The organism is Calothrix rhizosoleniae SC01 (assembly GCF_900185595.1).
In the GTDB taxonomy this organism is placed as follows: Bacteria; Cyanobacteriota; Cyanobacteriia; order Cyanobacteriales; family Nostocaceae; genus Calothrix_A; species Calothrix_A rhizosoleniae.
In genome coordinates this window covers 21,293-28,563 of record NZ_FYBH01000100.1, presented here as the reverse complement: position 1 = coordinate 28,563, position 7,271 = coordinate 21,293, and the positions used below count along the sequence as shown (strand labels likewise).

At 33.7% G+C, this 7,271-nt stretch carries 6 protein-coding genes; all 6 read right to left on the bottom strand.

Translation table 11 applies throughout. From position 1 onward, the window contains the following. Positions 1-1,019 (bottom strand): oligosaccharide flippase family protein (locus CALSC_RS05710; RefSeq protein ID WP_088240433.1); only part of this gene is annotated, 1,019 nt, incomplete at its 3' end. 52 nt (positions 1,020-1,071) lie between these two features. Beyond that, positions 1,072-2,031, bottom strand: coding sequence for a glycosyltransferase family 2 protein (locus tag CALSC_RS05705; protein ID WP_088240432.1), 960 nt, complete (start codon positions 2,029-2,031; stop codon positions 1,072-1,074). A 234-nt stretch (positions 2,032-2,265) separates the two neighbouring features. Then, the gene (locus tag CALSC_RS05700; protein WP_088240431.1) at positions 2,266-3,204 is read right to left on the bottom strand and encodes a beta-1,6-N-acetylglucosaminyltransferase; all 939 of its coding nucleotides are present in this window, start codon (positions 3,202-3,204) and stop codon (positions 2,266-2,268) included. 63 nt (positions 3,205-3,267) lie between these two features. Beyond that, positions 3,268-4,209, bottom strand: coding sequence for a glycosyltransferase family 2 protein (locus CALSC_RS05695; RefSeq protein ID WP_088240430.1), 942 nt, complete (start codon positions 4,207-4,209; stop codon positions 3,268-3,270). A gap of 550 nt (positions 4,210-4,759) precedes the next feature. After that, positions 4,760-5,104: a hypothetical protein gene (locus tag CALSC_RS05690; RefSeq protein WP_143288164.1), complete on the bottom strand. Its 345-nt coding sequence runs from the start codon at positions 5,102-5,104 to the stop codon at positions 4,760-4,762. A 99-nt stretch (positions 5,105-5,203) separates the two neighbouring features. Further along, a complete protein-coding gene (locus CALSC_RS05685; RefSeq protein ID WP_088240428.1) occupies positions 5,204-6,076 on the bottom strand; it encodes a WecB/TagA/CpsF family glycosyltransferase in 873 nt (290 codons plus the stop codon). Positions 6,077-7,271: the final 1,195 nt, after the last annotated feature.

Genomic DNA, 7,271 nt, shown 5'->3' with positions numbered 1-7,271 from the left:
AGGGGACTATTTATATTCCGAAAATAGGCAAAAACTAATAACCAGGGAATAACTATTGAAATAGGAGCCCATTTAGGACTAAATACTAGGGATATAAAATTTTCATTAATTAATATAAAAAATAATGCATATATAGGAGCAGTTATAAATGCAGTATGCTTAACAACTTTAAATAAAGCATTCTCTTGTTCCTCTTTGTCTTCCAAATTAGCAAAAATTGGAGTTCCTAATTGAGCAATTACTGAGTTAAAAATTGTTGATAATGCCATAGTCAATTGATATGCCAGGTTATAGTATCCCAAACTAGTATTACCGAGCAATTTACCAACAAAAAAATTATCCGAGTTGGCATTTATATAAAATCCAATATTAGAACCTGTAGCTGCTAGAGTATAAGATAAAACTTCAGATTTAACTGTTGCATCAATTTTTAACTTTAAATTCTGACCAGATTTATATCGCGATAAAATACAACCTAATATCCAAAAAGCACTATCTCCAATGGCAAATGACCAATAGCGAAAACCTAATAGAGCTGACACAATTGTAAATAATAAGCGAGTAAAAGAACCTATAAGAGTTATTTGTGCTAATTCTCGATACTGCATCTGTCTAGTCATGATTTTAATATAGACGTAATAGACAGAAGACATGAGGATATTAAATGCATATAAAACTAATATCCAAGTTAAGTTTGGCTCATTAAAGAACCTAGCAATTCCTGGAGCACTCAGACTCATAAGGATAGCAAAAGTTAATCCTATAGCTACACTAATTGTATAAGTAGTATTTAAATATCTTTTGTCTTCAGTACCTTTATAAAGGATAAATGATCCAGTTGTATCTTGTGTAAATAAAGTGAATAAAGACCAAAAAATATAAGCAATTCCAATTACTCCAAAGTCAGATGGTAATAATAAACGTGCTAAAACTAGATTACTAGCTAAGGCAAAAAAACGTGTAATAAAAGTGCTGGAACTAATCCAAAAACTACTTTTGAATAAAGAGATTGTTTTCATGGAGCTAATGTAATTTAAGGAAAATGAAATATTGGCAACGAGAACAAACTCTCTATCTTGATGAAGACTCTATTTTGCCTAGAGAATATCTAATCCCAAATTTTGCTAATGGTGCTAAATGCACAAATAATAGGGTTAAGAATGATCGTACATCACAATAAAAAATTGATCTGTCATATTTCCAAGCCTTGTCAATAAAATTACGAGCTTTTTTTACATCTCCTCCTTGCAAACATAACCGAGCTAAATAGCGATACATATAAGCGTAGGCTGTTGGTAACATTGGCTCGATTATTTCTGGCGAAGACTTATAAGCTTTTTCAATTACTTGTTGGTTACAGGACTGCATTTGTGTGACGTTGAAAGAAAGTCCAGATGGACGAACACGATAGTAACAAAGAATATGCTTTTCTCTATAAAATTGCCATTTCTGTTTTGCTGCAACCCTCAGCCAGAAATCTATATCTTCCGAACTGCGCAATCCTTCATCAAATTCCCCGATTTCCTCTACTAAGCAGCGACGAAATACAGCATTAGAACCATGTCCAACAAAATTCTTGCACAGCAATGCCAAAAGTTGGTTGGATTTTACTGGTTTACCGCTCAAGGAAATAAAGGTTGGACTTCCATCATCACGAATTGCTTGAGAAGCACTATAAACCACTCCAACTTTGGGAGAACTATCTAATCTTGCCACATGATTAACTAGTTTATCTGGATGATAAATGTCATCTCCATCTAAGAGTGCAATGTATTCTGCACGAGCATGACTGATACCATAGTTGCGTGCTGATGACAAACCTCCATTGGGTTTTTGTAATAACCGAAAGCGAGGATCTTTTTCCACATAAGGCTTTACTACCTCAGGTGTATTATCAGTAGAGCCATCATCGACTATTAATACTTCAAATTCTTGCAAGGATTGACGCTCTAGAGAAAGCAAAGCATCTTGAATGTAGTTTCTCACATTATATGCAGGAACTACAACACTAACTTTAGGGACTATAATCATTCAACAATTCCTTTGGTAAAATATGTTTTTGCAGCTAATATCATTGCAATTTAAATTCAATATTTTTTGAATATTTCTCAATGAAAAAAATCTATGGTTTGTCTGCAATATTGAAATTTACTTCTTACATATTTTTTGCAAAGTATAACTGACATATGCACTAGCAAATCTATTTGCAGATTACTTAATTGCTATTGTCATGATGTAAATACATAGTCAAACTGTAAATGTTGATTATGTTAATATTTTTCTCCTAGAAATAGCTTGTTCTAAAATATCTAAGACCTGATTATCTATGTTCATATCAAATTTGCGGGCAAAATGAGCTTCACTTTTGATAAGAGATTTATAATCATTTGTAGTGAGGATTGCAGGATGAGAATTATTGGTGCGAGAAAAATCAAAGTAACGTTTACAATCATTATACAAACTAAATGAATCACTATTTATTAATATAGTTTGGATAAACGATTCATCTGGGTTTAGCACACCCTTGTAGTAGTCTATTATCTCCTGATTATTATGACAAAAATCGTGTAAATATTCAATACATTGTCGAGATAGGGTACAAAAATAAGAACCCCCATAGCAGATGAATTCCTTGGTGAATGGATTCTGACGTTTAAATCCTATCCTCAAGCCATAGGAAAGATTAATCCTAAATAAAGGTTGAATTAGGTTGATTATTTTTAGAGGTTTTAATGCTTGCTGTTGCCAGTTAGGTAAATTATCAACTAGTATTTTATAGTTGTATAAATGTCGATTACTCCCTTCATATATACTCCAGTGGCTATCTTGAGAAAATACTTTAAAATACTCTATAAAACCATCATAACTGGTTTTATCCAAAAAATATTCTATCTCTGATATTGGTTGAATTGGGTAATCTTGTCCAGAAATATTAATAAACCAATCAAAATTTATATTATTCTGTAAAAGCCATTCTATAGCTGCTAAATATGCTTGAATAATAGAAAAAGAACCTCTACCTCCTTTGCTAGGGATTATTTTAATTCCTTGTAAATCATCAAGGGAGCTTGGTTCTAATTTACAGCCTGAAAAATCATGACTGATAATAACTAGAGAATCAGGACTAGATGTTTTGATAGTACGAACTAGACGATAAATTTGTTCAGAATTTTTGTGAGTCTGGATAAAATAGCAAACTTTCATCGTGTTAACTCCTAAAATAAATACTAATGCTTAATTGCAAGACTGCAAACAATTGAGATGTAATTATGTTGCCAATTTTCTATTGTTGTTGAATAATAAATTGCGTAACCAATTTCTTTCCTGTGGATTCATAAACCACATGCCAAAATACAAAATAATCTCTTCTATTTGCGGTTTACCAAATCTAATAGACTCCCATAAAATTGGTAAAAATGATTTCCACTCTCTTGCTAATACTGCCCTTGCACTTACTTCTGCCAAAATAAAAGATGAGTAAGCCCGTGGTGTCACTAAGCCTCGTTTTCCTTGAATCCAGTTGAACGAAACTTGCCAATTACGACTTTTATGCAGATTTGTTCGGTTATCTCCTAAATTCCATACAGACAGTACTTGCTGTACAAATTCAATTCCTGCTCCTTCTTGATTGTTTGCTCGCAATAACCAATCCCAATCATCATGTCTTTGAAGGGTAGTATCGAACTTAACTCGCTGTAGTAATTCTTTAGAAGTGAGAATGGTAGAAGTATGGATTAATCCTTTCCCTGGTAATGAAGTATTGCGAACAAATAGATATTCACTTAGGGGTTCTGACTGCTTGGGGAGTCTTCTGGGGCAAATTATATCTCCTTGAGGTGTCCAAGCGATCGCTACAGATGGAATTATCGGAAATTTGTACCCAGAATTTTGTGCTGTTTCCAGTTGTAGTTCTAGCTTATAGGGCATCCATTCATCATTGTCATCTAAAAATGCAATCCATCTGGCTCTAGCTGCATTGACTCCAGCATTACGAGCAGCACGGTAACTTTGATTTAAGGATAATTTTATTATTTTCAGCCTAGAGTCATTAATAGTAGTAAGCTTTGTATGGGTTTCTTTGTAAGAACCATCAATTACGACAATGACTTCAATTTGGCTGAGGGTTTGTGTGAGAGCACTTTCAACTGCACGTTTTGTGAATAGCGACTGATGATAAGTTGGTATAACTACACTTACTAAAGGTTCCAAGAAAATTCCTCCAGATGTTTACTGTACCAGTACTTTCTTGTATCGGTTTATGTGTCGTCAATTGAAGTTAAATGCACTAGAGGATGTAAAAAATTTGTGGTTGATATGAGCCTAATTACTCTACTAAACCTCTTCTAAGCAGAGGGGTAGGGAGCAGGGAGCAGGGGATAGAGAAGAGTTCTTTTCATCCTTGATGGTGAAAATTTTTTTTCATTGGGACTACCTTGAAAACCCTAGTTTTTGATCCATGAATTTGGGATTACTTCCTTACGTCGCCATGACACATGCAAATAATCAGAAATTCCAGATTTTAACATAGATGGGATTTAATACTCCTTCTCCTGAATTATCTACCCAATTCGTGGGTTATTTTCAGACACCACATCAATATAGCTAGAGCCTGCAAGTAAATAGAGCATCATTGCTAAAACCGTGCAACTTCTTCAGGTTTAATCCCCCGTTTTTAGCGAAAATGGTTTATTAGTTAGATGAAAACCCTTGATTATCTGGTTCAAAGTTAATGAATAACAGCCATATTTTCAGCAAAATCTCAATCATTGCTGATATATTCAATGTTTTGTAGCCTGATTGTTGATTTTTTCTGCAAAAATTCACCCAATAATATATCAGTTACTTTTTGCTCAGATAAAGCAGTCTCTATTTGTTTTGTAGTTAACAAGTTAGCCTCAACAAAATAATCTGCAATCATTTGGATTCGTCTATAAACATGGGCTGAAGATTCTTGATTATTAGCAATAGTCTGAGTTCTTGTGACAGGGCTGTCAGCTTCAGCTGTATTATATTCAGAAATATATCTATCGATGGATGGAATTTTCTGTACTTGCAATGGCGGTGCATAAAACTTAGCTAGTGCCATCTGTAAGTAAGTCGGCACAATAAAACCAAACTATGTGAAGAATAGTAAATAAGCCTAAAACCCTTGTTCCCCCTGCTCCCTGCTCCCTGCCCCCTGCCTTATCCAAACGATAATTTTTTACGCCAACCTACTTAATACAAAAGCTGGATTTCCTAATAAATAGCGTACTGCTAAACGTTTTGGTTCTTGAGACAGACGGTATAACCACTCTAATCCCACATTGGAAATCAATCTCGGACAATCTGAAACTACACCAGCCAATCTGTCAATAATCGCTCCTCCAAGCATAATGGCATTAACATGCAAACTACTACGATGTTGAGAAACCCATTTTTCTTGGATTGGCATACCCATACCTACTATTAACACATTCGGATTTGCCTGATTTATCTGTTTAATAATAGCTTCATTCTGCTTTGTATCACCTTTCTCAAAATATCCGTGGTGTCCGGAAAAATTTACTCGCGGATATTGTTGTTTTAGTCGTTTTATAGCAGTGTCTAGAACTTCTGGCTTTGCTCCCAATAAAAACACACTTAACCCTTTTTCATTACATTTTTCTAGTATTTTGGGCATGAGGAGGGTATAAGACGCTCGATATTCTATCGGTAAGTCTAGCCCCATATAGCCAATCGCTTTGATGATACCGACACTGTCACAGTGAGCTATTTCTGAATTTTGCAGAAATTCATAAAACCACGGTAACTGCATCGACAGATTAAAACTATGTACGTTGTAATTTGCTAAGGTAATTTTCTGTCCTGTAACACAGGCTGTATGGACGGCTTCAACTATAGCTGGGACTGTCATACAGGTAATACGTCTTTCCAATAGATTTACACTCAGATTCGGTAATTCTTTTACCTCAGTATTATGTAGTGTTTCCACAAGTGCTTTGTTTTTGCTGCTGTTAGAAGGATTATGTGCATGAAATGGTAATGCAACTAATGAACTATTAGAAACGGTTGTCAAGTTTTTAAAATTGTGCATTAGCTTTGCTTTGTATATTTTCTTGGGTAATTGCAGCAAGTGCAATTGGTATCTGAATGGATGGGAATGAAAAAGGGTATATCCCAATTTTTATTTGATAGCAAAAGAATTAACTGTCATTGCGGAGAATAACAATGTATAGTCCCGGAGCGTGTCCGTTGGTGTAACCAGCCTGAAAGGGATAATCTTGGTTTATCAAGCCAGACTCCACTTGATTACCCATCTATTTCAGAGGAGCTATGCTAACGCAATGACAAGCAAAAAAAGAGGGATGTTCCCGATAAAAAACGCCTCTTGTATCACTTGTCCTGAATCTTGTTTTTTCAAGACACTCGATGCAATTCATCACAAGGGTTTCAGCATTCAACCATTACTAAATTACTCTGATTCTGTTCTGTAAAAGTATCTTAATTCTATTTAATCTAAGACATCTTAATTGTTTTTGTCAACAAAAAAACACCGTAGTAACACTTACTTGAAATTAGCGATCATATGCTTTTCTAAAATGAAGCTTATGCCAGTTAATAAATTGTCCATTACTTAGTTATTCGTTAAATCAAGTACACAAACAATAAATATTTTTCTGTATAAAAATAATGTATTAATTGAGTGTAAACGGTACAAAAATATACTCCAGCTTTAAATGTCACTTATCATACATCTGGAGCGTTAAAAGCTTAATCTTTGTATCATTTAATTCACTTTTATGATTATCATTTAGGTCTCTAACCTTTGTTGGACAATGAATATATCCAATTGTCATGATTATTTTACTTTTTGAAAATAATTGCTTATTTTCAACGTTAAAAACTATTTAACAAGTAAATTCGCTTGTTATTTTTGTCAATCAATTGGCTGCAAATAAACTAAAAACACTTACACAATGTAGATATATAAGTTGCATACCATTGCACATATGTTTAGTGATAAATACTACATTGTCTTTCTTTTTAAATTAAAGTGATTGCTATTACAGAATGAAGTGATAAATATTTGACTCCACGTAATTTTTGATCATTGACGATGGATTCTGGTTAAATATTTGTTGTACATAATACGTAATTTGTAAAATTTATAACTATTTAGATAGTTTTTTTTGAGAAAATTAAAATAAAGGGGTAGAAGTTTATTGTATCAGCAATTACAAAATAAAAAAAATATTTCATTGTCATCATTCTTGAAACTGAACAATTCC